Source organism: Streptomyces sp. NPDC000880 (assembly GCF_053599675.1).
The window spans coordinates 1-24,261 of record NZ_JBSFMS010000012.1; the positions used below are offsets into that span (position 1 = coordinate 1).

Annotated in this window: 28 protein-coding genes and 1 pseudogene; 12 read left to right on the forward strand and 17 right to left on the reverse strand. The window is 68.2% G+C overall.

What is annotated here, in order from left to right:
• Positions 1 to 2: 2 nt before the first annotated feature.
• Positions 3 to 89, reverse strand: a pseudogene (locus tag ACWDO5_RS06120) (DNA-binding response regulator); the annotation flags it as partial.
• A gap of 57 nt (positions 90 to 146) precedes the next feature.
• Between ACWDO5_RS06120 and ACWDO5_RS06125 the strand changes: the two are divergent.
• A complete protein-coding gene (locus ACWDO5_RS06125) occupies positions 147 to 1,685 on the forward strand; it encodes a glycosyltransferase family 87 protein (protein WP_450528811.1) in 1,539 nt (512 codons plus the stop codon).
• 103 nt (positions 1,686 to 1,788) lie between these two features.
• Here the strand turns inward: ACWDO5_RS06125 and ACWDO5_RS06130 are convergent, their stop codons facing one another.
• The 3 genes from ACWDO5_RS06130 to ACWDO5_RS06140 all read right to left on the reverse strand — a co-directional run bounded on the left by ACWDO5_RS06130 (position 1,789) and on the right by ACWDO5_RS06140 (position 4,459).
• Positions 1,789 to 2,820 (reverse strand): alanine racemase, encoded by a 1,032-nt coding sequence (locus ACWDO5_RS06130; protein WP_450528813.1) that lies wholly within the window; start codon positions 2,818 to 2,820, stop codon positions 1,789 to 1,791.
• Positions 2,821 to 2,905: 85 nt separating this feature from the next.
• Complete coding sequence (locus tag ACWDO5_RS06135; protein WP_450528814.1) at positions 2,906 to 4,024, reverse strand: lipid II:glycine glycyltransferase FemX; 1,119 nt, start codon at positions 4,022 to 4,024, stop codon at positions 2,906 to 2,908.
• Positions 4,025 to 4,144: 120 nt separating this feature from the next.
• Positions 4,145 to 4,459 carry a hypothetical protein gene (locus ACWDO5_RS06140; RefSeq protein WP_450528816.1) on the reverse strand — a complete coding sequence of 105 codons (315 nt, stop codon included), beginning with the start codon at positions 4,457 to 4,459 and terminating at the stop codon, positions 4,145 to 4,147.
• A gap of 258 nt (positions 4,460 to 4,717) precedes the next feature.
• On the opposite strand from ACWDO5_RS06140, the gene rpsF reads away from it, so the two are divergent.
• From rpsF to rplI, 4 genes are all read left to right on the forward strand, one after another.
• Positions 4,718 to 5,008: a 30S ribosomal protein S6 gene (rpsF, locus tag ACWDO5_RS06145; RefSeq protein WP_385148846.1), complete on the forward strand. Its 291-nt coding sequence runs from the start codon at positions 4,718 to 4,720 to the stop codon at positions 5,006 to 5,008.
• Positions 5,009 to 5,082: 74 nt separating this feature from the next.
• Entirely contained in the window at positions 5,083 to 5,676 is a 594-nt protein-coding gene (locus ACWDO5_RS06150) for a single-stranded DNA-binding protein (RefSeq protein ID WP_450528818.1), read from the forward strand.
• A gap of 43 nt (positions 5,677 to 5,719) precedes the next feature.
• Positions 5,720 to 5,956, forward strand: coding sequence for a 30S ribosomal protein S18 (gene rpsR, locus ACWDO5_RS06155; RefSeq protein ID WP_003956534.1), 237 nt, complete (start codon positions 5,720 to 5,722; stop codon positions 5,954 to 5,956).
• Positions 5,957 to 5,975: 19 nt separating this feature from the next.
• A complete protein-coding gene (rplI, locus tag ACWDO5_RS06160; protein WP_389180020.1) occupies positions 5,976 to 6,422 on the forward strand; it encodes a 50S ribosomal protein L9 in 447 nt (148 codons plus the stop codon).
• A gap of 120 nt (positions 6,423 to 6,542) precedes the next feature.
• On the opposite strand, the gene ACWDO5_RS06165 is transcribed toward rplI, so the two are convergent.
• Complete coding sequence (locus tag ACWDO5_RS06165) at positions 6,543 to 7,880, reverse strand: MATE family efflux transporter (RefSeq protein WP_450528821.1); 1,338 nt, start codon at positions 7,878 to 7,880, stop codon at positions 6,543 to 6,545.
• Positions 7,881 to 8,325: 445 nt separating this feature from the next.
• Here ACWDO5_RS06165 and dnaB point away from each other — a divergent pair, with 445 nt between their 5' ends.
• From dnaB to ACWDO5_RS06180, 3 genes are all read left to right on the forward strand, one after another.
• A complete protein-coding gene (gene dnaB / locus ACWDO5_RS06170; protein WP_450528943.1) occupies positions 8,326 to 9,792 on the forward strand; it encodes a replicative DNA helicase in 1,467 nt (488 codons plus the stop codon).
• A 293-nt stretch (positions 9,793 to 10,085) separates the two neighbouring features.
• Complete coding sequence (locus ACWDO5_RS06175; protein ID WP_450528822.1) at positions 10,086 to 10,688, forward strand: hypothetical protein; 603 nt, start codon at positions 10,086 to 10,088, stop codon at positions 10,686 to 10,688.
• 139 nt (positions 10,689 to 10,827) lie between these two features.
• Entirely contained in the window at positions 10,828 to 11,427 is a 600-nt protein-coding gene (locus tag ACWDO5_RS06180) for a DUF7134 domain-containing protein (protein ID WP_450528824.1), read from the forward strand.
• On the opposite strand, the gene ACWDO5_RS06185 is transcribed toward ACWDO5_RS06180, so the two are convergent.
• Positions 11,403 to 11,768 (reverse strand): VOC family protein, encoded by a 366-nt coding sequence (locus ACWDO5_RS06185; protein WP_450528825.1) that lies wholly within the window; start codon positions 11,766 to 11,768, stop codon positions 11,403 to 11,405. The genes ACWDO5_RS06180 and ACWDO5_RS06185 overlap by 25 nt on opposite strands.
• A gap of 14 nt (positions 11,769 to 11,782) precedes the next feature.
• Positions 11,783 to 12,391: a TetR/AcrR family transcriptional regulator gene (locus tag ACWDO5_RS06190; protein ID WP_450528827.1), complete on the reverse strand. Its 609-nt coding sequence runs from the start codon at positions 12,389 to 12,391 to the stop codon at positions 11,783 to 11,785.
• 114 nt (positions 12,392 to 12,505) lie between these two features.
• On the opposite strand from ACWDO5_RS06190, the gene ACWDO5_RS06195 reads away from it, so the two are divergent.
• Positions 12,506 to 13,888, forward strand: a complete 1,383-nt coding sequence (locus ACWDO5_RS06195; RefSeq protein WP_450528829.1) for a serine hydrolase domain-containing protein — start codon at positions 12,506 to 12,508, stop codon at positions 13,886 to 13,888.
• A 70-nt stretch (positions 13,889 to 13,958) separates the two neighbouring features.
• Here the strand turns inward: ACWDO5_RS06195 and ACWDO5_RS06200 are convergent, their stop codons facing one another.
• The 5 genes from ACWDO5_RS06200 to ACWDO5_RS06220 form a co-directional block, all read right to left on the reverse strand.
• Entirely contained in the window at positions 13,959 to 15,119 is a 1,161-nt protein-coding gene (locus ACWDO5_RS06200; protein ID WP_450528830.1) for a winged helix DNA-binding domain-containing protein, read from the reverse strand.
• Between the two features lie 15 nt (positions 15,120 to 15,134).
• On the reverse strand, positions 15,135 to 15,587 hold the full coding sequence (locus ACWDO5_RS06205) for an N-acetyltransferase family protein (RefSeq protein ID WP_450528832.1): 453 nt from the start codon (positions 15,585 to 15,587) through the stop codon (positions 15,135 to 15,137).
• A gap of 10 nt (positions 15,588 to 15,597) precedes the next feature.
• Complete coding sequence (locus tag ACWDO5_RS06210; RefSeq protein ID WP_450528834.1) at positions 15,598 to 16,056, reverse strand: MarR family winged helix-turn-helix transcriptional regulator; 459 nt, start codon at positions 16,054 to 16,056, stop codon at positions 15,598 to 15,600.
• Positions 16,057 to 16,147: 91 nt separating this feature from the next.
• On the reverse strand, positions 16,148 to 17,002 hold the full coding sequence (locus ACWDO5_RS06215) for a GNAT family N-acetyltransferase (protein ID WP_450528836.1): 855 nt from the start codon (positions 17,000 to 17,002) through the stop codon (positions 16,148 to 16,150).
• A 5-nt stretch (positions 17,003 to 17,007) separates the two neighbouring features.
• Positions 17,008 to 17,553, reverse strand: coding sequence for a DUF2269 domain-containing protein (locus tag ACWDO5_RS06220; RefSeq protein WP_450528837.1), 546 nt, complete (start codon positions 17,551 to 17,553; stop codon positions 17,008 to 17,010).
• 77 nt (positions 17,554 to 17,630) lie between these two features.
• Between ACWDO5_RS06220 and ACWDO5_RS06225 the strand changes: the two genes are divergently transcribed.
• A complete protein-coding gene (locus tag ACWDO5_RS06225; protein WP_450528839.1) occupies positions 17,631 to 18,281 on the forward strand; it encodes an HAD family hydrolase in 651 nt (216 codons plus the stop codon).
• Positions 18,282 to 18,751: 470 nt separating this feature from the next.
• On the opposite strand, the gene ACWDO5_RS06230 is transcribed toward ACWDO5_RS06225, so the two are convergent.
• Positions 18,752 to 19,006: a hypothetical protein gene (locus tag ACWDO5_RS06230; protein WP_450528840.1), complete on the reverse strand. Its 255-nt coding sequence runs from the start codon at positions 19,004 to 19,006 to the stop codon at positions 18,752 to 18,754.
• Positions 19,007 to 19,123: 117 nt separating this feature from the next.
• On the opposite strand from ACWDO5_RS06230, the gene ACWDO5_RS06235 reads away from it, so the two are divergent.
• Entirely contained in the window at positions 19,124 to 20,458 is a 1,335-nt protein-coding gene (locus tag ACWDO5_RS06235) for a globin domain-containing protein (RefSeq protein ID WP_450528841.1), read from the forward strand.
• Positions 20,459 to 20,512: 54 nt separating this feature from the next.
• On the opposite strand, the gene ACWDO5_RS06240 is transcribed toward ACWDO5_RS06235, so the two are convergent.
• From ACWDO5_RS06240 to ACWDO5_RS06255, 4 genes are all read right to left on the reverse strand, one after another.
• A complete protein-coding gene (locus ACWDO5_RS06240) occupies positions 20,513 to 20,992 on the reverse strand; it encodes an NUDIX domain-containing protein (RefSeq protein ID WP_450528843.1) in 480 nt (159 codons plus the stop codon).
• A gap of 52 nt (positions 20,993 to 21,044) precedes the next feature.
• Positions 21,045 to 21,935 (reverse strand): LysR family transcriptional regulator, encoded by an 891-nt coding sequence (locus tag ACWDO5_RS06245; RefSeq protein WP_450528845.1) that lies wholly within the window; start codon positions 21,933 to 21,935, stop codon positions 21,045 to 21,047.
• Between the two features lie 308 nt (positions 21,936 to 22,243).
• On the reverse strand, positions 22,244 to 23,389 hold the full coding sequence (locus ACWDO5_RS06250; protein WP_450528846.1) for a cystathionine gamma-lyase: 1,146 nt from the start codon (positions 23,387 to 23,389) through the stop codon (positions 22,244 to 22,246).
• Between the two features lie 116 nt (positions 23,390 to 23,505).
• A complete protein-coding gene (locus ACWDO5_RS06255; protein ID WP_450528847.1) occupies positions 23,506 to 23,883 on the reverse strand; it encodes a phage holin family protein in 378 nt (125 codons plus the stop codon).
• A 51-nt stretch (positions 23,884 to 23,934) separates the two neighbouring features.
• Here ACWDO5_RS06255 and ACWDO5_RS06260 point away from each other — a divergent pair, with 51 nt between their 5' ends.
• A complete protein-coding gene (locus tag ACWDO5_RS06260) occupies positions 23,935 to 24,252 on the forward strand; it encodes a cupin domain-containing protein (protein ID WP_450528848.1) in 318 nt (105 codons plus the stop codon).
• Positions 24,253 to 24,261: the final 9 nt, after the last annotated feature.

The following is a 24,261-nucleotide window of genomic DNA, read 5'->3' on the forward strand; positions in this document are numbered from 1 at the left end:
GCTCACCCCGGCGTGACCAGCCTCGCCTTGTACGCGAACACCGCCGCCTGCGTACGGTCCCGCAGCCCCAGCTTCACCAGCACCTGTGCGTACCGGGTGCGGCGGCCCTCGCCGTATTCCGGACCCCGTACGGCAGGATGTGCACCATGCCCAGCGCAGAAGAGACGAGCGTGTACCAGGACCGCCCGAGCCGCCCGAGCCGCCCGGAGCGGCCGGACGTACGGCCCACACGGCGTGACTCCGTCGCCGCGTCCGGCAGCGAGCTGATCGGCGGTCCGGCCGGCCGCTGGGCCTGGCGAGGCAGCAGCGGCCGGCTCACCCCCGTACGCGTTGTCGCACTGGTGGCAATCGGCATGTTTGCGCTTGGCATGGTGCAGAAGATGCCCTGCTACAACTGGGCCTGGTTCCGGGGCACGAGCTCCCAGTACACCCACGCCTGCTACTCCGACATTCCGCACCTCTACCTGGGGCGTGGTTTCTCCGAAGGGCTCATCCCGTACTTCGACCGGCTGCCCGGCGACATGGAGTACTTGGAGTACCCGGTCCTCACGGGTGTCTTCATGCAGGTCGCGTCGTGGCTCAATCTGGCCGGCGGCTCCATGCAGAACCAGGAGCAGATGTACTGGATGGTCAATGCCGGCATGCTGATGATCTGCACTGCGGTCATCGCCGTCTGTGTGGCCCGCACACACCGTCGCCGCCCCTGGGATGCCCTGCTGCTGGCTCTGGCGCCCGCCTTCGCGCTCACCGCCACCATCAACTGGGACCTGCTGGCCGTGGCGCTCACAGCCGCCGCGATGCTCATGTGGTCACGTGGCCGGGCGCTGGCCTTCGGCATCCTCATCGGGCTCGCGACCGCCGCCAAGCTCTATCCCGTACTGCTGCTGGGCCCGTTGCTCCTGCTGTGCTGGAGGGCGGGCAAATGGCGAGAGTTCGTCACCGCGGCTCTCGGCGCGGCCGGCGCCTGGCTGGTGGTGAACCTGCCCGTGATGCTGATGGCACCGGACGGGTGGAAGAAGTTCTACACCTTCAGCCAGGAGCGGCAGGTCGACTTCGGCTCGTTCTGGCTGATCATCACGCAGCGCACGGGGGAGCCGCTGAAAGTCGACTCCGTGAACACCTACGCGACGCTGCTGATGATCCTGGTGTGCGCGGGCATCGCGGCGCTGACGCTGAGTGCGCCCCGGCGGCCCCGTTTCGCTCAGCTCGTCTTCCTGGTCGTCGCGGCGTTCATCATCACCAACAAGGTCTACTCGCCGCAGTACGTACTGTGGTTGATTCCCCTCGCCGCACTGGCCAGGCCGCGCTGGCGGGACTTCCTGATCTGGCAGGCCTGCGAGGTCATGTACTTCCTGGGGATCTGGATGTACCTCGCGTACACGACCAGTCCCAAGCACCAGGGTCTGCCGCCCGAGGGCTATCAGGTGGTGATCGCCCTGCATCTGCTGGGGACGCTGTATCTGTGCGCCGTGGTCGTACGGGACATTCTGATGCCGGAACGGGACGGCGTACGGAAGGACGGCTCGGACGATCCGTCGGGCGGGGTGCTCGACGGGGCCGAGGACGTCTTCGTGGTGGGGCAGGCGGCGCATCCGCCGCGGCATGCGGCGCACGTGGTGGAGGGGCAGCGGGTGGAGTGGGGGGCGCAGTCCCAGGGGTCCGGCGGGGCGCTGCCGTCGGCTTAGCGGTCGGCGCTAGGGCCGGGGTCCGCTCGGCGGGACCGCCTCTCAGCGCGCCTCAGCGGGTCGCTCCGGCGGCGGCCTCAGCAAGGCCCCCTCCCCGGGCGCCTCAGCGGTCGACGAGGCGGTCGAACTGCGTCGTGGTGTGACGCAGATGCGCCACAAGCTCGTCGCCGACCTTAGGCTCCTGTGATTCCGCCGGCACGAACAGGATCGACACCTGCATGTGCGGGGGCTCGGCGAACCAGCGCTGCTTGCCCTCCCAGACGAACGGCGACAGGTTGCGGTTGACGGTCGCCAGACCAGCGCGGGCGACACCCTTGGCGCGCGGCATCACGCCATGCAGGGCCTTAGGGGCCTCCAGGCCGACGCCGTGGGACGTGCCGCCGGCGACGACGACCAGCCAGCCGTCGGATGCGGCCCTCTGCTGGCGGTAGCCGAAGCGGTCGCCCTTGGCGACACGGGTGACGTCCAGGACGGCGCCGCGGTACTGGGTCGCATCGTGGTCGCCGAGCCACAGCCGCGTACCGATGCGGGCGCGGAAGCGGGTCTGCGGGAACTGCTGCTGGAGGCGGGCCAGTTCCTCGGCGCGCAGATGGCTGACGAACATGGAGTGCAGCGGCAGCCGGGCCGCACGCAGCCGGTCCATCCACCAAATGACCTCCTCGACCGCGTCGGAGCCGTCCGTACGGTCGAGGGGCAGGTGGAGGGCGAAGCCCTCCAGGCGTACGTCCTCGATGGCGGCGTGCAGCTGGCCCAGGTCCTTCTCAGCGATGCCGTGGCGCTTCATGGAGCTCATGCACTCGATGACCACGCGCGCGCCCACCAGCGCGTGCACACCGCCGACCGACGAGACCGAGCGGATGACCCGGTCCGGCAGCGGAACTGGCTCCTCACCCCGCCGGAAGGGGGTCAGGACCAGGAGATCACCGCTGAACCAGTCCTTGATCCGGGCCGCTTCGTACGTCGTGCCGACGGCCAGCATGTCGGAGCCGAAGCGGGAGGCCTCGTCGGCGAGGCGCTCATGACCGAAGCCGTAGCCGTTGCCCTTGCAGACCGGTACGAGACCGGGGAACTGGTCGATCACGGACTTCTGGTGCGCCCGCCAGCGCGCGGTGTCGACGTAGAGGGAGAGCGCCATGGCCGGCCCGGAACCTTTCTGGTGGCTGCGGTGTATCAGAGGTATGAACGGGATCTACGAGGTTACGGCGTCGGTCGCGGCGTCGTCAGCGGCGCGACATGTAGATGTCGAGCGCCTTGTGCAGGAGCTTGTTGAGCGGGAAGTCCCACTCGCCGACGTACTCGACGGCCTCGCCGCCGGTGCCCACCTTGAACTGGATCAGGCCGAAGAGGTGGTCGGTCTCGTCGAGGGAGTCGCTGATGCCGCGCAGGTCATAGACGGTCGCGCCCATCGCGTAGGCGTCGCGGAGCATCCGCCACTGCATCGCGTTCGAGGGCCGGACCTCGCGGCCGATGTTGTCGGAAGCACCGTACGAGTACCAGACATGCCCCCCGACGACCAGCATCGTCGCCGCGGACAGGTTCACACCGTTGTGCCGCGCGAAGTACAGCCGCATCCGGTTCGGATCCTCGGTGTTCAACACCGTCCACATGCGCTGGAAGTACGAGAGCGGGCGCGGCCGGAAGTGATCGCGTACAGCGGTGATTTCGTACAGCCGCTGCCACTCGCCCAGATCCTCGTAGTCGCCCTGGACGACCTCGACACCGGCCTTCTCGGCCTTCTTGATATTGCGCCGCCACAGCTGGTTGAAGCCCTTGAGGACATCGTCGAGCGAACGGTTCGCCAGCGGCACCTGATAGACGTACCGCGGCTGTACGTCACCGAAGCCGGCTCCGCCGTCCTCGCCCTGCTGCCAGCCCATCTTCCGCAGCCGGTCCGCCACTTCGAACGCACGAGGCTCGATATGCGTCGCCCCGATGTCGCGCAGCCGCTTTACATCCGGGTCCTGGATTCCGGCCTTGATCGCGGGCGCGTCCCAGCGTCGGATGACGACCGGCGGGCCCATCTTCACGGAGAAGGCGCCCTGCTGCTTGAGGTGGGCGAGCATCGGCTGCAGCCAGTCGTCCAGGTTCGGCGCATACCAATTGATAACCGGGCCCTCGGGCAGGTACGCGAGATAGCGCTTGATCTTTGGCAGCTGGCGGTACAACACCAGGCCTGCGCCCACCAGTTCACCGCTCTTGTCGAACCAGCCCAGGTTCTCCGAGCGCCATTCCGTCTTCACATCAGCCCACGCCGGGACCTGGCAGTGACTTGCCGCGGGCAGGGTCTGGATGTACGCCAGATGCTGCTCTCGGCTGATGGTCCTCAGGGTCAAGCTCATGCGGGGCGCTCCTCGGCAGGTGTGTCCCCATGGGAACAGGGGCTCCGGCTCTCGCGGCGAAGCCTACTGCGCTGGAGGAGCGCCCCGAATGGCTGCTGGGATCCTGGCCCCGGACCCCGCCTAGCCCAGGACCCCGCCGAAGAGTCCGCCGTGGGCCATGCCGAGGAAGAAGCCGAACGCAGAGGCGCCGAGACCGATGATCAACGCGAAGCGTTCGCGGGTCGTCACCGAGATGAACTGGCCGTAGGCGCCAGTGAAGATTCCCACCAGCCCGGTCCAGGAGCTGAGCAGATGGAGGTTGTGGAACATCGCCGAGACGAAGGCGATGGCGCCGAGCACCAGAGTCACCGCGACCAGGGTGTCCTGGAGGGGGTGGGGCTTGCCGTCTGTGGCGAAGAGGGAGACCGAGGAACGACGTCGCATTGCCTGTGCCATGGGGCACCTCCGCGTTGCCGGAAGGCGGCGCACTGTAGCGCCGCGCACACCCGATGTGTACAGATTGCGTCCCCCAGCCACCGGATTTCAACCGGAAGCCTGTGTGTGGGTACTCTGTATGGTCTGCACCGGTGTCTGTCCAGGCCAGAAAGCAATCCCCCCGGATTGTCAGTGGCGGCCGATACCGTTGCGTACGCATCACGACCCTCCTGCCACGGAACGACCGTGGCCGCTGAGTCCAAAGGAGGTGGGTTCCACATGCGTCACTACGAGGTGATGGTCATCCTCGACCCCGATCTCGAGGAGCGCGCTGTCTCCCCGATGATCGAGAACTTCCTCTCCGTCGTCCGTGAGGGCAACGGAAAGGTTGAGAAGGTCGACACTTGGGGCCGTCGTCGTCTCGCTTACGAGATCAAGAAGAAGCCCGAGGGCATCTACTCGGTCATCGACCTGCAGGCCGAGCCTGCGGTCGTCAAGGAGCTCGACCGCCAGATGAACCTGAACGAGTCGGTCCTCCGGACCAAGGTCCTCCGTCCCGAGACCCACTGAGCGCCTAGCTCAGAGGGCATCGGGTTCGAGTAGCAGCAAGCAGCCAGAAGCAATCCCGCCGAGAGGTTCACCCAATGGCAGGCGAGACCGTCATCACGGTCGTCGGCAATCTCGTCGACGACCCCGAGCTGCGCTTCACCCCGTCCGGTGCGGCGGTCGCGAAGTTCCGCGTCGCGTCCACTCCCCGCACCTTCGATCGTCAGACCAATGAGTGGAAGGACGGCGAAAGCCTCTTCCTCACCTGCTCGGTCTGGCGTCAGGCGGCGGAGAACGTCGCTGAGTCGCTCACACGCGGCATGCGCGTCGTCGTGCAGGGTCGGCTGAAGCAGCGGTCCTACGAGGACCGCGAGGGCGTCAAGCGCACGGTCTACGAGCTGGACGTCGAGGAAGTCGGCCCCAGTCTCAAGAACGCCACGGCCAAGGTCACCAAGACCACCGGTCGCGGCGGCGGCCAGGGTGGCTACGGCGGCGGTCAGCAGCAGGGCGGCAACTGGGGCGGCGGCCCCAGTGGTGGTAGTCAGCAGCAGGGCGGCGGCGGTGCACCCGCCGACGATCCCTGGGCCACCAGTGCGCCGGCCGGCGGCGGTCAGCAGCAGGGCGGTGGGGGCAGCTGGGGCGGAAGCTCCGGCGGTTCCGGCGGCGGCTACTCGGACGAGCCTCCCTTCTAAGGGCAGCTCGTACCCCACTTCTTGATCACACAGGAGATACACCATGGCGAAGCCGCCTGTGCGCAAGCCGAAGAAGAAGGTCTGCGCATTCTGCAAGGACAAGACCGTATACGTGGACTACAAGGACACGAACATGCTGCGGAAGTTCATTTCCGACCGCGGTAAGATCCGTGCCCGCCGCGTTACCGGCAACTGCACGCAGCACCAGCGTGACGTCGCCACGGCCGTGAAGAACAGCCGTGAGATGGCGCTGCTGCCCTACACGTCCACCGCGCGATAAAGGGGAGGGTGACCGAATCATGAAGATCATCCTCACGCACGAGGTCTCCGGCCTCGGCGCCGCCGGCGACGTCGTTGACGTCAAGGACGGTTACGCTCGCAACTACCTGGTCCCGCGTGGTTTCGCGATCCGCTGGACCAAGGGTGGCGAGAAGGACGTGGCGCAGATCCGCCGCGCCCGCAAGATCCACGAGATCGCGACCATCGAGCAGGCCAACGAGGTCAAGGCCAAGCTCGAGGCCGTGAAGGTGCGTCTGGCTGTTCGCTCCGGCGACGCCGGCCGCCTCTTCGGCTCCGTCACCCCGGCCGACATCGCCTCGGCGATCAAGGCTGCCGGTGGTCCGGAGGTCGACAAGCGTCGCGTTGAGCTCGGTTCGCCGATCAAGACCCTGGGCTCGCACCAGGTGTCTGTGCGTCTGCACCCCGAGGTTGCCGCGAAGCTCGGCGTCGAGGTCGTCGCCGCCTGAGCATGGCTCTCGACTGAGCAGCTCTGAGCAATAAGAAGGGGCCGCACCCGATGGGTGCGGCCCTTCCGCTTTGCCGTCCGGGACTCTGCCCGGTTTCACGTGAAACATCGGAGCGTGGGGTCAGCGCGTGGCGCCGGTGACGAGCCAGCGGCCGGAGCGCATACGCAGCCAGAGAGTCAGCATGCGGATGGTCATCATCAGCGTCATGGCCCACCACAGAGCCGTCAGTCCGCCGCCGAAGGTGGGGATGAGCAGCGCGACGGGTGCGAAGACCGCCAGCGTCACGAGCATCGCTCCGGCGAGGTAGTTGCCGTCGCCCGCTCCCATCAGTACGCCGTCGAGTACGAAGACCACGCCCGCGATCGGCTGGGAGACGGCGACCACCAATAGGGCTGGGAGCAGCGTGTCGCGCACCGCCGGGTCGCTGGTGAACAGCGGGATGAAGAGCGGCCGCGCCACCACGATCAGGATGCCGAGCATCACGCCGGAGGCAATGCCCCACTGCACCATGCGGCGGCAGGCCTGGCGGGCTCCCTCGGCGTCATTGGCACCGAGATAGCGGCCGATGATCGCCTGCCCGGCGATGGCGATCGCGTCGAGCGCGAAGGCCATCAGGCTCCACAGGGAGAGGACGATCTGGTGGGCGGCGATATCGGTGTCGCCGAGGCGGGCCGCGACGGCGGTGGCAATCATCAGGACGGCGCGCAGCGAGAGCGTACGGACCAGGAGGGGGACGCCGGCCTGGGCGCTGGCTCGTATGCCCGCCGCGTCGGGGCGCAGAGAAGCGCCGTGCCGCCGTGCTCCCCGTACGACCACGACCAGATAGGCGGCTGCCATGGCGGCCTGGGCGATGACGGTGCCCCAAGCGGAGCCGGCAATGCCGAGGCCGGCGCCGTAGACGAGCCCCGCGTTGAGACCAGCGTTGGCGGCGAAGCCGCCGATGGCGACGTACAGCGGGGTTCGGGTGTCCTGGAGGCCGCGGAGAACGCCGGTCGCGGCGAGCACGATCAGCATCGCCGGTATGCCAAGACTGGAGATCCGGAGATAGGTGGTGGCGTACGGAGCGGCGGTTTCGGACGCCCCGAATGCCTGGACGAGCCAAGGTGCAGTGGGCAGGGTGACGGCGATGACGGCGACGCCGAGGAGCAGCGCGAGCCAGATACCGTCCATCCCCTGGCGGATGGCGGCCGCGAAATCGCCCGCGCCGACGCGTCGAGCCACGGCGGCGGTGGTGGCGTAGGCGAGGAAGACGAAGATGCTCACGGCGGTCGTCAGCAGCGCCGCCGCGACCGCCAGTCCGGCGAGCTGCGGGGTGCCTAGATGGCCGACAATGGCGCTGTCGACCATCACGAAGAGCGGCTCGGCGACGAGGGCGCCGAAGGCGGGGACTGCGAGCGCGATGATCTCTCGATCGTGGCGTCGTCGGACGGCCTTCGGTGCCGCGGGTGCCTGTGTCATGGCAGCAATCTAATCTTCCACAGGTAAGAGATGCAATTGCCTTGCAGTCCTTACTGATTCTCTTGGTGCACGTTCTGCTGTGCGCCCTTTGTTCTGATCTTGGTCCAGTTGGGAAAGTTTTTCTCCCCCACAGCCGGTGGACGGAAAAAGTCCAGGTCAGATGCTGTGCAGTGGGGTGGCTATGGACTTGTCCACAGTACTGTCCCCCGGTCCGTGCACAGGTTCTGCGGAGTTCTCCACAGCATCTGGTCGGTCGTCCACATGGCCTGTGGATAACCAGATTGGCTGACGGTGCCGACGGGCCTACCGTGGACCGTCGCCCGACGTGCTGGAAGCGGAGTCGGGCTGCTCGTTTTGTCAGTGCTGTGCCGTAGAAAAAGCGTGGCACGGCTAGGTCCGCGGAGCGGACGGGAGGAGGTGGCCCGGGGTGAGCATTTCCGAGCCCTTGGACGACCCGTGGGCGGCCGAGGGCGGCCCCGGTGACCGTCTGCCCGTCTCCCGCCAGCGCCGCAACGACGGCCGTGGTGGCCGCGAGGACCAGCACGAGCGCGGCAGGGACAACGGCGGCTGGGACGGTGGCTCCCCCGGCTTCGAGCGCGTACCTCCGCAGGACCTGGACGCCGAGCAGTCCGTCCTCGGCGGCATGCTCCTCTCCAAGGACGCCATCGCCGACGTCGTGGAGATCATCAAGGGCAATGACTTCTACCGCCCCGCCCACGAGACCGTCTATACGGCGATCCTCGACCTCTACGCCAAGGGCGAGCCGGCCGACCCCATCACCGTTGCCGCCGAGTTGGTCAAGCGGGGCGAGATCACCCGGGTTGGCGGGGCGCCGTACCTCCACACCCTGGTCCAGTCGGTCCCCACCGCAGCCAACGCCTCGTACTACGCGGAAATCGTCCATGAGCGCGCGGTGCTGCGCCGCCTCGTGGAGGCTGGCACCAAGATCACGCAGATGGGATACGCCGCCGACGGCGACGTCGACGAGATCGTCAACTCCGCCCAGGCCGAGATCTATGCCGTCACCGAGCAGCGCACCAGTGAGGACTATCTGCCGCTGGGCGACATCATGGAGGGCGCACTCGACGAGATCGAGGCGATCGGGTCGCGCAGTGGCGAGATGACCGGTGTGCCGACCGGGTTCACGGACTTCGACTCGCTCACCAACGGCCTCCATCCGGGCCAGATGATCGTCATCGCGGCCCGCCCCGCGATGGGTAAGTCCACCCTGGCGCTGGACTTCGCCAGGGCCTGCTCGATCAAGAACAACCTGCCGAGCGTGATCTTCTCCCTCGAAATGGGCCGCAACGAGATCGCGATGCGCCTGTTGTCCGCCGAGGCGCGGGTGGCGCTGCACCATATGCGCTCGGGGACGATGACGGACGAGGACTGGACCCGGCTGGCCCGCCGGATGCCGGATGTGTCGCAGGCCCCGCTCTACATCGATGACTCTCCGAACCTGTCGATGATGGAGATCCGAGCGAAGTGCCGGCGCCTGAAGCAGCGCAACGACCTGAAGCTGGTCGTCATCGACTATCTGCAGCTGATGCAGTCCGGCGGTTCGAAGCGGGCCGAGAGCCGCCAGCAGGAGGTCTCGGACATGTCCCGGAACCTCAAGCTGCTGGCCAAGGAGTTGGAGCTCCCGGTGATCGCGCTCTCCCAGCTGAACCGTGGTCCCGAGCAGCGTACGGACAAGAAGCCGATGGTCTCCGACCTGCGTGAATCCGGCTCCATCGAGCAGGACGCGGACATGGTCATCCTGTTGCACCGCGAGGATGCGTACGAGAAGGAGTCGCCGCGCGCGGGCGAGGCGGACCTGATCGTAGCCAAGCACCGAAACGGCCCGACGGCGACGATCACGGTCGCCTTCCAGGGCCACTACTCCCGTTTTGTGGACATGGCGCAGACCTGATCAGGCGGATGTATGGTCTCGCGTTCCGTGGCGGAATCTCGTGGATCATGGCGGCACTTTGGCGGATACGCCTTCAGTCCATGATTCGGGAGGCGTGGTCGTGGCGGACCTGCCAGCGAGTCCACACTCTCGCAGCTCTTGCAGGTCTGGCCCTTGCCGTGCGGTTCGTCGCCTGTGCGGGGGAGGATCCTCCCTCGTGTGAGGGAGGGGCAGGATCACTCCCGTCGGCGATTACTCCCAGCCCGGAGAAATCCAGGATTGAGGTGTTCCCACCCGACCAAAGAGTCTCTGGAATGAAGCCGCGCATCGCCTATTTCGGCGCCCCGTTGCTCACCCTGGCCTATGGAGTGATCCGAATCCTCGACGGCCTCGACGGCTACCGCGGCCCCGGTCTGGCCTGGACCACTGGCCATCTCGCCTTCCTCGGCGCCATGGCGCTGTTCGTCGTCGCCTTCGTGCGGATGCGGCAGTTGGCGGGACGGAACGCTCTGTCCACCGTGATCGCTGGGATCGCTACCGCCGGTGCCGCTGCCCTGGCCGCGAAGTTTGCCATCGACGTCATCGCCGGATTCCTGTCCGACGACCACCTCGGCATGAGTCTTCTCACCGCCCGGATCAGGGAGACTCCCGGTGTCTCCCTGCTGGCCTACGACATCGGCCCTTATCTCTTCTACCTGGGCCAGCTCGCGCTTGTGGTCCAACTCGCCGTCATTCGCCGCGTCAAGGCGTGGACGCCCTTCCTGGTCCTGTTCGATCTCCTTATGCCGTTCATCGACAAGGACCTCATCCCGGTCGGCGCCATCGTCCTGCTCATCTCCTACGCCTCGCTCTGCCGGCAGGTCCCCGAGACCTCGCAGACCTCCCAGACCTCCAGGGACGTCGCCGCTCTTGCGTAGCGGGAATCGGTCCGGTGGGCCACCCGGCCCGCCGGATTCGTGTCCACAACGGCTGGATGAAGATCACGATGATGGGGCAACATTGAATCCCGTGTCAGCTCTGCCGATTTGCGCGCTCGTTCGCCGTGGGCTGCACGCCTTGCCACCTGTATGGGTCGATGCCGCGCTCGCGTTCATCGTGGTGGTCGTGCAGGTGTGGGCGTTCCACTCCCGGGTCAACCCCTCAGGCGCACCTTGGCATTGGTGGGGTTACGCGGTCGTGGCCGCCTCCGCGCTTCCGCTGCTGTGGCGCAGGCGCGCGCCGGCCGTCGCGCTTCTCGCGAGTCTTACCGCAACCGCCTGCTACGACGTGGTCGACGATGTACCCCCGCAGCCGATCTGGTACGCCGGGCTCATCGCGTTCTACACGGTCGCCGACCGCTCCAGCCGTGCGCCCCGGGTCGCCATGCTGATCACCACGGTTGGTGGCAGCCTCGTGATCGGCTCCTCGGAGACTGCGCTGCGCAGCGGAGTGCTCTTCATCGCCGCCTACGCGATCGGCAGAGCCTCGGCCGCCTCCCGCGCCTACACAACGGCTTTGCAGCAACGTGCCGCGCAGCTGGAGCACGAGCGACGGATCGAGGCGGAGCGGGCTGCGGAGCGGGAACGAGCCCGTATCGCCCGCGACATGCACGACATCCTCTCCCACGCGGTCGCCGTCACGGTGGTGAGCCACTACGCGGGGGACATCAGCTCGTAGAGGTTCGCGGAGTCGTCGGCGAAGTAGACACCGCGGGGGCACAGCGGGTGGTCGGTCCGGCCGTTGTCGTGGGTGGCGGGCTCGTTTCCGTACGGGATGGAGGCGGCGCGAAGGCGGGCGAGTACCGCGTCGAATGTGGCCGGGTCGACGTCGAAGGCGAGATGGCTGCCGGGGGGCTCGGGCACGGTCAGGAAGTCCAGGGTGAGGGACTCGTTGACCCGCACGGGAGCGAAGTGCCGGTCGGGGCCGGTGTATTCGAGGCCCATCACGGTGGCGAAGAAGCGGGCGGCGCGTTCGTTGTCCGCGGTGCTGACGATGGTGTGGTTGAGGCTGATCGGCATGGGGCGGGGTCCCTTCAGGCGGGGGTGGTCAGCGCGCCGTACAGGAAGACCTCGACGATTTCCGCGACGTCCTGAGGCGGGTCGTGGTGGCTGCTGGTGAACAGCAGGCCGAAGAACAGCACGGCCAGCCGCTCCGGCGGTAGCCGGAGGGTGTCGCGCTCGGGCTCGAAGAGCTCGGCGAGGGCGTCGCAGGCGGCGTTGAAGCCGGCCTGACGGTCTGGCACCTGACCGCTGGGGGCCGGACGTTCGGTGCGGGTGCGGCCTCCGGTGGTCTGGAGGGCGCCCATAACGGCGCCGATCCGGTCCATGTGTGCGCGCATCGCTTCGGCCGCCTCGGTGAGGCGGTCGGCGAGCGGCATGTCGAGGTCGATGGAGCCGATTTCGGTGAGGGAGTTGCCTGGGCTCATCGTCTCGAGGACGCAGGCGTCGACGAGTTCGTCCTTGTCGGCGAAGACCCGGAAGATGGTGCCCTCGCCGATGCCTGCAGCCTGGGCGATCTGGCGCGTGGTGACGGCGCTGCCGTACTCGATGACCAGGGGGATCGTGGCGCGGACGATCATCTCCCGGCGCTCTCCGGGGCTCATGGCGAGGGCCCGGCGTTTCCTGGCTGTGGGTGGTGTCATGCTTCAATGATGCGGAGTGAGTGCTCACTCCGTCAATGCTTTCGTACGGCTCTCCTTCCGCGCGCCGGGTAAATGAACTCGACCGAGACGTGATGGCACCGATAGACCTGCCTTATGACCTCACCCTTTGAAGAGCTCCTCCCCGCCACGCGCCGCGCACTACTGCATCGCATCGCCGTCGCCCAGTCCGAAGGGCGTGCGCCCTCGTTCGTCGCCGGAGTGGAGCGCGACGGGCAGCTGGTCTGGACGGGCTCCCGCACCTCGGTCGACGGGCATGCGCCGGACGCCGACACCCAGTACCGCATCGGCTCGATCACCAAGACCTTCACGGCCGTCCTGGTCTTGAGGCTCCGCGACGAGGGGCTGCTCGATCTGAACGATCCCCTGGAGAAGCACCTTCCTGGTACGGGCGTGGGGGATGTGACCATCGCGCAGCTCCTCGGCCACAGCGCCGGACTGAGCGCTGAAGCTCCGGCCCCCTGGTGGGAGCGGACGCCGGGCTCGCTCCGCCCCGAACTCGCCGATGTCCTCGGGGACCAGTCGCGGATGCATCCCGTCGGCCGCCGCCACCACTACTCCAACCCCGGCTATGCGCTGCTCGGTTCGCTGGTCGAGGCGGTACGCGGGGGGTCCTGGGAGGACGTCCTGCGCCGAGAGGTCCTCGAACCGCTCGCCCTGCACCGTACGAGCGCGCAGCCCCGAGCTCCGCATGCCGGTGCCTGGGCGGTGCATCCCTGGGCCGATGTGATGCTGCCCGAACCCTCCGAGGACCTCGGCCTGATGGCCCCGGCCGGACAGCTCTGGTCCACGGTGGCAGACCTCTGCCGCTTCGCCGCGTTCCTTGCGGAGGGCGACGAGCGCGTGCTGAGCCCTGCGTCCGTGCGGGAGATGCGTACGCCGTCCGTGCCGCCAGCGGCCGGGGAGTGGGACAGCGCCTACGGCCTGGGGGTGCAGATCGTACGGAAGGACGGCCGCACCCTCGCGGGGCATACGGGATCGCTGCCCGGCTTCCTCGCGGGTCTCTGGGTGAGTGTGGACGATGGAGTGGCAGCCGTCGCGCTCGCCAATGCCACCTCGGGGCCGCTCACCGGGGTCGTCGCCGCCGATCTTGTACGGATCGTGGTCGAGGCCGAGCCGCGCATCCCCGATCCCTGGCGGCCCCTGCCGGAGGTCGACCAAGAGCTCCTGGAGCTGACGGGGCCCTGGTACTGGGGGGCGTCCTCCTTCGGTCTGCGCCTCGACGCAGACCGCGGCGTGGAGCTGCAGCCGCTCCGAGGAAACGGCCGCGGGTCGCGTTTCATCGCGGAGGCGGACGGGACCTGGACCGGTCTCGACGGCTATTACGCCGGGGAGACGCTGCGCGTGGTGCGTCGGGAGGACGGCTCGGTGAGCCATCTCGACCTGGGGTCATTCGTCTTCACCCGTGAGCCGTACGAGCCGGGAGCCCCGGTTCCGGGAGGTGTGGACAAGGAGGGCTGGCGCGGACTCCAGCCGTGAAACGCAGGTGACGTTTCACGTGAAACGGGCGCGACGCCGACGCCGGGCGCGGGGGCTGCTGCGGCGGCCCTCAGGCCGTCAACTCCCGCTCCAGCGGCGTACGGAAGCGGGGCGTGATCCGGGCTTCGCCCACCCAGCCCATCAGCCGTGAGGCCTCCGCTTCGATGGCGGCGGTGGCCTCACGGTCGGCATCAGCCAGCAGCCGCCAGACGACCTCGCCGTCCGAGCGCTGGGCCCAGCCGCCGATGATCTGCCCGTTCCACCACACGGTGGGACCGATATTGCCGGAGCGGTCGAAGAGCTCTGCGCGATGGTCAGCGGTGAAGTGGAAACCTCGGTCGGCCCAGGCCATGGCGCTCGGGTCCAGCGCGGGAAGCAGTGCGGCCCAGGGCTCCACAGGTGGTTCGGGCGCGGTGTCGCCCGGCGCCACATAGCCGGTTCCCTCATCGAGCCGGACCTCCTCCGCGCCGATGGCGGTGAGCGCCTTGCGTACGTCGCCGAGGGTCCATCCCGTCCACCACTTGAGATCGGCCTCGGTGGCCGGTCCGTATGAGAGCAGCCAGCGGCGGGCAAGCTCTGCCCGTGCCTCAGCGGCCGGCAGTGCAGGCCAGGGATCGCTCGCCGTCCAGCGGAACTGGCTTGAGGTCCAGGAGCCGCGCGGCCGGTCCCGCCGGATGCGGCAGTCGGCGGCGAGCAGCCGGATGACCCGGGTGGCGACGCCCTGCACCGCCTCGTACTTCTTGCCGGGGAAGACGGTGATCTTTGTCTTCAGGGCCGGGACGTCGGCGGAGAGCTGGCTGCCGGTCGCGGAGCCGCGCGTGGCGAGGGCTGCAAGGACCGCCTCCTCGGCTTCGGCGAGCCACGTCTCGTCCAGCCGGTTCGCGTCCTCTGCGAGATGGCTTATGAGTGCCCTGCGCTCCTTGACGGCGATGGAGCGAGCGGTGGAGGCATCGACATACGGGGCGAGTTCGGAGGAGACGGCGAAGAGGGTGCGCCGCATGGAAAGGAGCCTGACCAGCTCCACGTCCTCGTACAGGGACCGCTCCACGGCCGCGATGCTCGGGGCGTTGAGGCGGGCGCAGGCGGCGAGGAAAACGGTCGCGGCGTCGGTGGCGTGCAGGGCGACCACCGCATCAGCGGCCGCCACCGGCGAGTCCGCCCGTACGGACGCGGCCAGCAGATGGCGGCGGCCGAGCCTGATGCGGCGCTGCTCGTCACTGATCCGGAGCACGGTGAGCTCCCTTGGTCAGAGCTGGAGTTTGAAACCCACATGGGATGCCTCGAAGCCTAGCCGCGCGTAGAAGCGGCGGGCGTCGGTGCGGGAGGCGTCCGAGGTCAACTGCACCAACTGGCAGTCCTGGCGGCGGGATTCGTCGATGGCCCATTCGATGAGCCTGGTGCCCAGACCACTGCCGCGTTCCTCGGTGTGGATCCGTACACCTTCGATGATCGAGCGGGTCGAGCCACGCCGTGACAGCCCGGGGATGATTGTGAGCTGGAGAGTCCCGACGACCCGGTCCTCGCGTACGGCGACGGCCTGGATCTGGTTCGGGTCCCGGGACAGCCGCTTGAAGGCGGCGGTGTACGGGGTGAGGTCGTCAGGCGATTCACGCCTGGCGCCCAACGGGTCGTCGGCGAGCATCGCCACGATCGCGGGAATGTCGTCGATTTCCGCGAGCCGTATTTCCAGATCGCTCATGATCCGCAGATTACGCGGGGACCCGCAGTTCCTCGACCGTCTTGACCAGGGGAGCCAGTTCGGGGTTTTTGGCGGCTTCGTCGAGGGCTTCGCGCAGCGCCGTGTCATTGGTCGGCCGAGCCTCGGCGAGCAGGGCAAGGCCGGCCTCGGTCACGTCGGTGTAGATGCCGCGGCGGTCGGTGTCGCAGAGATACCGGGTCAGCAGGCCGCGGTCCTCGAGGCGCGCGACGAGGCGGGTGGTGGCGCTCTGGCTCAGCACGACAGCATCGGCCACCTGCTTCATCTGCAGATGGCCGCCCGGGCCGTTGTGCTGGCGGCTGAGGACGTCGAGGAGTGAGTACTCGCGCATGCTCAGGCTGTGCTTCGTCTCGAGCGCGCGCTCGATGTGCGCCTCGATCTTCCCGTGGAGCAGGGAGAGAGCGCACCAGCTCTGGGAGAGCGCGGTGAGCGCGGGGTCGATCGCGGTCATGTCTTCCTCCTCCTGCCGGAGCGGCTTCACTCCAGGATAGACGACTATTGCAATAGCCCGCGCTTGCAATTATCCCCCTCTTTCTCAGGAGCTAGCCAGCCGCGACCGACAGCGGGGCGAAGCGGCGGGTCCAGTCGCCCGGGAGGTCCGGGATGCCATAGGTCATCACCGCATTGAAAGCGATCGTCTCCAGGCCGTGTTCCTTCACCCAGGCCAGCAGCTCCTCATGGCGTACGTCGATATCCGTACGGAGCGGCCTCTCGGTACCGGCCGCCAGGGAGGTGATCAGAGCCTTCGCCGTCCGAGTGTCCCGGGCAATCAGCGGGCCGACGACATGGGTCTCCATGTTCGGCCAGGCCGCCGCGAAGCCGGTGAGGATTCCAGCCTCCTCCGCCACCCGGAACTGGTCGGCGAAGGCCGGCAGCCGCGTGATCATGTGGGTGCGGTCCAGGCCGAAGACCTCGGTGTCCAGGCGCAGCAATGCGGGGAGATCATCGGCGGTCGTCGGGCGGGTGGTCACCCCCGCCTCGGCGGCCGGGACCTGGAGGTGGCCGCGGACCATCTCGGCCCGGCCGACGTTGACGAAGCCCAGCTCCTCGTAGAGCGGCTGCCCGTATGGGGTGGCATGCAGCGTGACCGGGGTGTCCCCGCTCTCCGTCAGCGCATGCTTCATCAGCCGCCGCCCGACGCCCTGGCGCGCGTACCGCTCGGCAACGAGCATCATGCCGATCGCGGCGAGCCCGCGTCCGTACGACGTCACTACGCAGGCGGTCACCAGCCCCTTGCCCCCGGGGTCATCGATGCCGTACCCCGTACCCGCCGCGAGAAGCAGGCCCCATTTGTGCTCCTCGCGCGGCCACCCGCGGTCCGCGGAGAGATCCGCGCAGGACGTGAGGTCGTCCATGGTCAGGCGGCGAATGGGAAGCTCGGAGAGCGGTGTCGACATACGGGTCAGGCTGTATGACGCAGGGATCGTTCGTCCAGTGCTTTCCGAGAAGAGGCCAAGAGGCGCAACCGCCGACCGCGCCGCGTGAGGCCCCATGGCTTGAGGACGGAGATGACTGTCATGAAGACGTACGCAGTGAAGGAGACGACCGGTCCCATCACCAGGTCGAGCGGGTCTGCCAGCGGGGTGCCTGCTGCGACGGTGGCGACTGCGTCATTGACGCCCGGACGCAGCGCGAAGATCGATGCGGTGAGGGTGATGAGGCTCAGCCAGAACTTCGTATAGACCCAGCGGTGCCTGGCAAGGCCCCACTTGGTGCCGAGCGACAGAACGAGACCGCTGAGCAGAGTCAGCAGCCCGATGGGAATCACCAGCCAGTCCGTGAAGACCTTCATCGAGCGGCAGGCGGCCTCGACCATGGGTGCGGATTCCGTGCCGGCTGCGGTGAGGGCAAGCGCGAGCAGGCCGAGCGTGAGCCCGAGCCAGCCGGCGGACGCGGCGACATGGACGACGAGGAGGGCCCGGCGAGCGGGCCGCTTGAGTGGTTTCACGTGAAACACCGTGCCGGGCGAGGGCGCCGTACCGCGTCTGACGACGGGAGTAATCGCGGGTACTAACCTCGGCGTACATGGCCTACAGGGAGAGAGTGCGCAGGCTGCATATCTTCGATCTCGACGGCACGCTGATCCGTGGATCGGCGGCGCCGGTGGAGATATCGCGGCAGCTGGGACTGCTGGAAGAGATCGGCGAGTTGGAGCGGGACATGATCGCCCGCAGAATAGGCCCGCCGGAGTATGCGGTGCGGGTGCACGCTCTCTGGAGCGATCTCACCGACACGCATGTTGCGGCGGCCTTCGAGGCAGCGCCCTGGCTCGAAGGCATCCAAGAGGTGTGGCGGCAGATCCGCGAAGGCGGGGACTACTGCGCAGTAATTTCCCTCTCGCCGTCCTTCTTCGTTGAGCGGCTGCTGGGCTGGGGAGCTCATGCGGCGCACGGCTCACGCTTTCCCGAGTTGCCCTTCGCCCGGCCCGTGGACCCGTCGGGCATTCTCAACGCGGCCGCGAAGGTGAAGATCGCGGCCGCGCTCTGTGCAGAGTTCGGGGTTGGTCTGGACGCATGTGTTGCATACGGTGATTCCATGTCCGACGCCGAGATCTTCACGGTAGTGCCCACAACGGTGGCGATGAATGCCGATCACCATCTGTCAGGTCTGGCCACACACACTTATACGGGGGGCGATCTGCGCGAGGCCTATGAATTGGTGCGATTCCGCAGGTAGTTCAGGAGCCCGGGGGCGGTCCGGGAGCCCCAGACTGGACATGGGGGCACTGGAGCCTAACGGGAATGCCGGTTCGGATGCCCAGACTTTCCGCTCTTTGTCACCTACGGCGGCGCTGCCTGGCATGCTACGACGACGGGGAGTGCGGGCAATGTCACATTCCGGGCCCAGTCGTCCGGATTCAGCTTGCTGCCATGGTTAGTGTGGGCTGGTAGTAGTCCTGATGCAGAGCGGGGAATTGAGGCACGTTCCGAGCCAGCGGAAGTGCGTGGACCGACCGAAAGATGTTCGAGGCGAGGCACACGATGGACGCTCCGACCACCACGTCGGCCGACAACGGCACTTCAGGCGACAACAACGGGGGCGGATGGTTTACCCCTCGTAAGCCGCCGGGCCAGGGTCGGCCCGCCCCCGGTGAGGGGGCTTCCACAGGTGACGCAGACCAGGAACGAATAGCTGCCCCGAGCCGGTCATTCGCCTCCATACGCCCGGTGGGCTCCGGTTCGTCTCGGCCCGCCCCGCCGCCGGTCGGGGTTGCGAGGGAGCCCGCGGCTCCAACCGACGAGACCCCGCTGGGCGAGGCCGCTGTCGACGACCTGCCGGCCGAGCACCACCCGGCCGAGCGGGTCCCGGATCAGCGCCGCCAGCCCCAGGGAGCGTTCGAAGGGCACACGGCCTACGAGAGCGCCGGTCGCCCTGAGGAGGGCGGCGGTCGCGAGAGCCACGAGGGTGCCCCTCGGGTACCGAGCCGCCGCGAAGCAGCTCACCCGAGCGAAGCCCGTTACCCCCGCGAGGCACCCAGCGAAGCCGCTCACCCCGGCGAAGGCGCCCACCTTCGCGAAGTGCCTTGGCCCCGTGAGGCGGCTTGGCATCGTGAGCCCGCAGGACGCCTCCATCTGGCGGGCCGGCCGCACGAAGCCGGAAATCCGCACGAAGCCATAAAGCCTCCCGAACCCGCCGCCGCCGGACACCCCGAAGCCCCCCGGTCGCGCGGAACCCAGGCCCACCACGGCACTCCCGCAGAGCACCAGGCCCACCACCCGCTGCCCGCCGCACCCGCGGACGACGCGTCCCCCGACGCCATCCTCATCCGCCGCACCATGGCGGAGATCTCGCCGGTCGCGGACAAGGTCACCTCGTACTTCTACGCCTTGCTCTTCGTCCGCCATCCGGAGCTGCGGGGCCTCTTCCCCGCCGCCATGGACTCTCAGCGCGACCGGCTCCTCAAGGCGCTGCTCACCGCCGCCGAGCACATGGACAACGCGGCCGTGCTGACCGAATATCTGCAGAACCTGGGTCGCGGCCACCGCAAGTACGGCACTCAGGCGGCGCACTACCCCGCCGTCGGCGAGGCCCTGATCGGCGCGCTGTCCCGGTACGCCACGACGACCTGGGACGAGGAGACCGAGGCCGCCTGGGTGCGGACGTACACCACGATCTCCCAGATCATGATCGACGCGGCAGCCGAGAACGAGCGGCAGGCGCCCGCCTGGTGGCGTGCCGAGGTGGTCTCGCACGACCTCCGAACCCCGGACATAGCGATCATCACCGTCCGCCCGGACCAGCCGTACGCCTTCCTGGCCGGGCAGTACACGAGTCTGGAGACGCCCTGGTGGCCGCGGATCTGGCGGCACTACTCCTTCGCCGGGGCACCCCGTACCGACGGTCTGCTCTCCTTCCATGTCAAGGCGGTCCCGGCCGGCTGGGTTTCCAGCGCCCTGGTCCACCACGCCCGCCCCGGCGACGTGCTGCGCCTCGGACCGCCCGCCGGCTCGATGACCGTCGACCACACCACCGACAACGGCCTGCTCTGTCTGGGCGGCGGCACTGGCATCGCCCCCATCAAGGCGCTGGTCGAGGATGTCGCCGAGCATGGTGAGCGGCGGCCGGTGGACGTCTTCTACGGGGCGCGCACGGATTACGACCTGTACGACATCGAAACCATGCTGCGGCTCCAGCAGGCCCACCCCTGGCTGTCGGTTCGGCCGGTGGTGGACGACCGGGCGCAGTTCCCGGACGCCGTGCGCGAGTTCGGCCCGTGGTACGAGTACGACGCCTACCTCTCCGGCCCGCCCGGCATGATCCGCAGCGGCGTCAACGCGCTGCGCGGCCTCGGCATCCCGTACGACCGGATCCGCCACGACTCGCTCGAAGAGCTCGTCGCGGCAGGTGACTAGGCCGCGAGAGCGAAAGGCGAGTCGCCCACGTCCGGGGTCGGCCCAGACCGGCAGTCAGCCCAGGTCGGGGGCGTGCATCGCCCGAACGCCCTCGATATTGCCGTCCAGGTAGTGCCGCAGCGACAGCGGCACAAGGTGGACGGCTGCGATCCCCACCCGGCTGAACGGCACCCGTACGATCTCGTACTCCCCGCAGGGCTCGTCGATCTCCGGGCCGTGCCTTCGGGAGGGGTCCATGGACTCCAGTCGGCAGACGAAGAAGTGCTGCACCTTCACCCCCGTCACACCGCCGTCCGCGATGTGTTCGACGGTGTCGACGAAGCAGGGCACCACATCGGTGATCTTGGCGCCGAGCTCCTCGTCCACCTCCCGGTGGAGCGCGTCGACGACGGTGGAGTCCTCGGGCTCGACCCCGCCGCCGGGCGTGAGCCAGTAGGGATCCACGCCGGGTTTGGTGCGCTTGATGAGGACGAGGTCGTCGCCGTCAAGCAGGATGGCGCGTGCGGTGCGCTTGACCACTGGCCGTTCGGTCATGGCTAGAAAATGGCCCGCAACGCAGGTTCTGAAACTCCTGTCCGCGGGGCGGTCACCAGACGACGGCAGCGCGCAGCAGCCACTCGTGCGCCCGCGCGATGTGCGGCAGGGAGAGTGTGCCGGTGCGTACGACGAGAAAGTAGGTACGCAGCGGGGGCACCGGAGGATCGAGGAGCGCCACCACCCGCCCGTGCTGAAGGGCCTCCTCGCACAGATAGCGCGGCAGTACGGCGAGCCCCGCGCCCGAGGCCGCGGCCTCCAGGACGGCCCGCAGGTCGGGGGCTATGACGGCGCCCGCGGCGGCCGGCCGGGAGTCGAAGACAGCGGACCAGTAGCGCGAGACCAGTGGCAGGGATTCGTGGACCTCCACCACGGGCAGCTGCTCGAGCACCACATGGCCGTCGCGCAGCACTCCGGGCCCCAGCCGGGCCGCCCAGCGCGGCGAGGCGACCAGTACGTGCTCTTCGTCGCAGAGCGGGGTCGCCGTGAGCAGTGCACCGCGCGGCCGGGCCGTGGTGATGGCCAGATCGTGATGCCCGGCAGCCAGTCCCTCCAGCGTCTCCTCGGCGGTCCCGAAGGAGGCCCGCAGCGCGAGCCCCTGCGAGATCAGCGGGGTGAGCGCCGGCAGGGCGCGCAGCGAGGTGAACTCCGGGGGACCGGCGAGATGCAGGGTCCGTACGCCGGACTCCTCGTCGAGACCGCTCTCGGCGATCTCCACCAGAGCGTCCAGATGCGGCGCTGCCCGGTGCGCGAGCTCGTCGCCGATGGTCGTGGGGGTCACGCCGCGGGCCTGGCGCAGGAACAGCGGGCGCCCTAACTGCCGCTCCAGCGTGCGGATCTGACCGGTCACCGCGGGCTGGGAGAGACCGAGGAGAGCGGCGGCGCGGGTGAAGGAACCGGCCCGGTGCACCGTGACGAATGTGCGCAGCAGGGCCAGATCCATGCCATGCCCCTCTCGACCGACGATGCCCGCGAACCCGGACAACTATAAATATGTCGATAGGTCGCTGTCGCTACTGTGATTGGACACTGACGCAGAGTCAACTAGCCTTGGTCACACGGTTCTTCGTATGGGGAACCGAGGGCGGTCCGAGCCATGAGGGGGGAGGCTCGGGCCGCCCGTTGTATGTAACCCCGCTCAGCGTCCGACGTACCCCGGGCCCCCGTCCACCGGGCAGTCTCGCTCCGCGCGCCCCGGCTGGCACCTCCCGACGGCCGGAAAGCGCCTCACAGCGCCCCTGTGAACCCGCGCTATCCCGCCGCCTCGTCCAGCGCCCGCAGCACATCCGCCACCAGGTCCTCCGCGTCCTCCGCGCCCGCCGAGAAGCGGATGAAGCCCTCCGGCACGGCGTCACCTCCCCAGCGACCGCGACGTTCCGCCGTGGAGCGCACCCCGCCGAAGCTCGTCGCGTCGTCCACCAGCCGCAGACCCTCCAGGAAGCGCTCCGCGTGCCCGCGACCGGGCAGCACGAACGAGACCACGCAGCCGAAGCGCCGCATCTGCTGCGAGGCGATCTTGTACGAGGGGTCGCTCGGCAGCCCTGGATAGCGCAGCCCGGTCACTTCGTCGCGCCCGCCCAGCGCCTCAGCGAGCGCCAGCGCATTGGCGCACTGCCGCTCGATCCGCAGCTGCAGCGTGGCCAGCGAACGGTGCGCGAGCCATGCCTCCATCGGCCCCGGAATCGCCCCGACGACCTTGCGCCAGCGCCGTACGCCCGCCGCCAACTGAGGATCACGGCAGGTCACATGGCCGAGCAGGATGTCGCCGTGGCCCGTCATGCCCTTGGTGTCGCTGGCCACCGAGAAGTCCGCGCCCAGGTCCAGCGGGCGCTGCCCGAGCGGCGTCGCGAGGGTGTTGTCGACCGCGACCAGCGCGCCGACCGCGTGCGCCGCCTCCGTCAGCCGCCGCACGTCGCACACATCGAGCCCCGGATTGGACGGGGTCTCGATCCATAGTAGTTGCGCTCCGTCAAGGACGGACAGCTGTGCGTCGTCACCGGTCGGGGCGGTCCTGACCTCGACGCCGTACGCCTCGAGCCGTTCGCGCACGAGCGGAAGCGCCTGATAGCCGTCATTCGGCAGCACCACCGTGTCCCCGGCCTTCAGCTGGGAGAAAAGCACGGCCGAGATCGCCGCCATCCCCGAGGCGAAGGTCACGGTCTCGACGGGTTCCCCCGGTGCCTCCAGTTCGCCGATCGCCCGCTCCAGATGGGTCCAGGTCGGATTCTCGTCACGTCCGTAGGTGTACGGCCCGGTGGGCTCACCCGGCAGATGGAAGTGGGCCGCGAAGACCGGTCCCGGCAGGGTCGGTTCGTACTTCACCGGCGCGGGCAGCCCCGCCCGTACCGCCCTGGTTCCTTCCCCTGCCTCCGCCGGGACACCGTTTCCTTCGCTCATGCCACACGCTCCTCGACTGCCGTCCGTACCGCGCCGGGCAGACCCTCGCTCGCCGCCTCCACCATCTTCAGGCACGCCCGAAGCCGCAGACGCGATGCCCAGACCTCACGTGGCGTTCAGTCCTTGTCGGGCAGGGCGACATTCATTGCCCATGAAACGACCGAGATGATCAGGCCACCGAGCACGGCGGTCCAGAAGCCCTCGACTTGGAAGTTCAGACCGACCTTGTCGGCCAGCCAGGAGGTCAGCAGCAGCATGAGGGCGTTGATGACGAGCGTGATCAGCCCCAGGGTGAGGATGAACAGCGGCAGCGTCAGCAGCTTCACGACGGGCTTGACAAGGAAGTTGACCAGCCCGAAGAGCAGCGCCACCAGGATCAGGGTCAGCGCCTTCTTGCCGGTGCTGTCTCCGGTCAGCGTTATGTCCTGCAGCACCCAGATGGCCACGGCCAGGGCTGCCGTGTTGGCGATCGTCTTGACTACGAAATTCTTCATGTGTCTGATCGTGGCAGACGTGATCGGACCAAGTGCAGGGGCGGACGGACGATGAAGGCATTCCGACTGGACGAGCTGGAGGCGGAGCGCGCCGCTAATGACGGCGCGTATCTGCAGTTCCTTCGCGAAAGGAACATGTCGGTCGGGCTCTACGCACTGGACGCCGGCGAACTGGACCCACAGTTGCCCCACCGCCAGGACGAGGTCTACTTCGTCGTCAGCGGCCGCGCCGCCATTACGGTGGGGATGGAGACGACCCAGGTCGGACGAGGCAGCGTGGTCTACGTCCCGGCCGGGGTACCCCACAAGTTCCATCACATCACCGAGGATCTGCGGGTGATGGTGGTCTTCTCTCCCCCTGAGAGCTGACCGGAAGCA

Excerpts from the sequence above, each read along its gene's own strand:
- ACWDO5_RS06195 (WP_450528829.1), top strand. The coding sequence starts at position 12,506 with ATGACCTCACCCTTTGAAGAGCTCCTCCCCGCCACGCGCCGCGCACTA.
- ACWDO5_RS06245 (WP_450528845.1), bottom strand. The coding sequence starts at position 21,935 with ATGGATCTGGCCCTGCTGCGCACATTCGTCACGGTGCACCGGGCCGGT.
- ACWDO5_RS06130 (WP_450528813.1), bottom strand. The coding sequence starts at position 2,820 with ATGGCGCTCTCCCTCTACGTCGACACCGCGCGCTGGCGGGCGCACCAG.
- ACWDO5_RS06255 (WP_450528847.1), bottom strand. The coding sequence starts at position 23,883 with ATGAAGAATTTCGTAGTCAAGACGATCGCCAACACGGCAGCCCTGGCC.
- ACWDO5_RS06190 (WP_450528827.1), bottom strand. The coding sequence starts at position 12,391 with ATGACACCACCCACAGCCAGGAAACGCCGGGCCCTCGCCATGAGCCCC.
- ACWDO5_RS06240 (WP_450528843.1), bottom strand. The coding sequence starts at position 20,992 with ATGACCGAACGGCCAGTGGTCAAGCGCACCGCACGCGCCATCCTGCTT.
- ACWDO5_RS06135 (WP_450528814.1), bottom strand. The coding sequence starts at position 4,024 with ATGAGCTTGACCCTGAGGACCATCAGCCGAGAGCAGCATCTGGCGTAC.
- ACWDO5_RS06125 (WP_450528811.1), top strand. The coding sequence starts at position 147 with ATGCCCAGCGCAGAAGAGACGAGCGTGTACCAGGACCGCCCGAGCCGC.
- ACWDO5_RS06150 (WP_450528818.1), top strand. The coding sequence starts at position 5,083 with ATGGCAGGCGAGACCGTCATCACGGTCGTCGGCAATCTCGTCGACGAC.
- ACWDO5_RS06175 (WP_450528822.1), top strand. The coding sequence starts at position 10,086 with ATGAAGCCGCGCATCGCCTATTTCGGCGCCCCGTTGCTCACCCTGGCC.
- ACWDO5_RS06260 (WP_450528848.1), top strand. The coding sequence starts at position 23,935 with ATGAAGGCATTCCGACTGGACGAGCTGGAGGCGGAGCGCGCCGCTAAT.
- ACWDO5_RS06165 (WP_450528821.1), bottom strand. The coding sequence starts at position 7,880 with ATGACACAGGCACCCGCGGCACCGAAGGCCGTCCGACGACGCCACGAT.
- ACWDO5_RS06205 (WP_450528832.1), bottom strand. The coding sequence starts at position 15,587 with ATGAGCGATCTGGAAATACGGCTCGCGGAAATCGACGACATTCCCGCG.
- rpsR (WP_003956534.1), top strand. The coding sequence starts at position 5,720 with ATGGCGAAGCCGCCTGTGCGCAAGCCGAAGAAGAAGGTCTGCGCATTC.
- ACWDO5_RS06215 (WP_450528836.1), bottom strand. The coding sequence starts at position 17,002 with ATGTCGACACCGCTCTCCGAGCTTCCCATTCGCCGCCTGACCATGGAC.
- rplI (WP_389180020.1), top strand. The coding sequence starts at position 5,976 with ATGAAGATCATCCTCACGCACGAGGTCTCCGGCCTCGGCGCCGCCGGC.
- ACWDO5_RS06225 (WP_450528839.1), top strand. The coding sequence starts at position 17,631 with ATGGCCTACAGGGAGAGAGTGCGCAGGCTGCATATCTTCGATCTCGAC.
- rpsF (WP_385148846.1), top strand. The coding sequence starts at position 4,718 with ATGCGTCACTACGAGGTGATGGTCATCCTCGACCCCGATCTCGAGGAG.
- ACWDO5_RS06210 (WP_450528834.1), bottom strand. The coding sequence starts at position 16,056 with ATGACCGCGATCGACCCCGCGCTCACCGCGCTCTCCCAGAGCTGGTGC.
- ACWDO5_RS06250 (WP_450528846.1), bottom strand. The coding sequence starts at position 23,389 with ATGAGCGAAGGAAACGGTGTCCCGGCGGAGGCAGGGGAAGGAACCAGG.
- ACWDO5_RS06185 (WP_450528825.1), bottom strand. The coding sequence starts at position 11,768 with ATGCCGATCAGCCTCAACCACACCATCGTCAGCACCGCGGACAACGAA.
- ACWDO5_RS06140 (WP_450528816.1), bottom strand. The coding sequence starts at position 4,459 with ATGGCACAGGCAATGCGACGTCGTTCCTCGGTCTCCCTCTTCGCCACA.